Source organism: Yersinia sp. 2542 StPb PI, assembly GCF_048593855.1.
GTDB lineage: Bacteria > Pseudomonadota > Gammaproteobacteria > Enterobacterales > Enterobacteriaceae > Yersinia > Yersinia enterocolitica_E.
On sequence record NZ_JAZGQA010000477.1, the window covers coordinates 1 to 652 of the forward strand.

The following is a 652-nucleotide window of genomic DNA, read 5'->3' on the forward strand; positions in this document are numbered from 1 at the left end:
AACGTCATATAGAGGCATACGCGATAGTAACCTACTCTTTTTCTGAGTACCCAGGTTCTGTTTCAGGATGGAAACATGCGCGAATGGCATCAAATCGCCTTAATAACTTTATGCCGAAGTGGTTAATAAAAGTCACTACTGTTAAGCGTCAGCCAGCACATTGAGATGGTTTTACAACTACCAAATTAAAAAAGCCCACTTAAGCAACCTCAAGTGAACTTTTTGCTATTTAATCTGCTAATAAACCCTACAATTCCAGGCTTACACGACCCTCCCCTATTTACGATTAAGGATACGGAGAAAATCCTGTTTATTTGAGATTAATGAGAGCGCATTGGCAATAATTTCATCACTAAAAATAGAGGCTACATCTTTTAACACATCAATATGCTCTTTTTCTTTAGCAATAACCCCAATGGCAATAAACATAACATTACTTCTATCCCAGATGACACCATCAGGGAATTGAAAAATCTCAACACCGGTTTTAACAATGATATTTGTGGCTGATTTAGGCAGATGAGGTAAGGTAATACCATTCCCCAAGAATGTAGAGACTTGTTGTTCTCTTTCATTAAGAAAAGAGATACAGTCTTGGTTAATATAACCTTTTAATTTAAACTCTTTTCCTATCATTGCTAAAACTTCAGCT

The 652-nt window shown here is 36.3% G+C and carries 1 protein-coding gene; it reads right to left on the minus strand.

Translation table 11 applies throughout. From position 1 onward, the window contains the following. Positions 1–276 precede the first annotated feature (276 nt). On the minus strand, positions 277–652 hold a 376-nt coding region (locus tag V1952_RS22375), incomplete at its 5' end, for a PTS sugar transporter subunit IIA (RefSeq protein ID WP_420075615.1).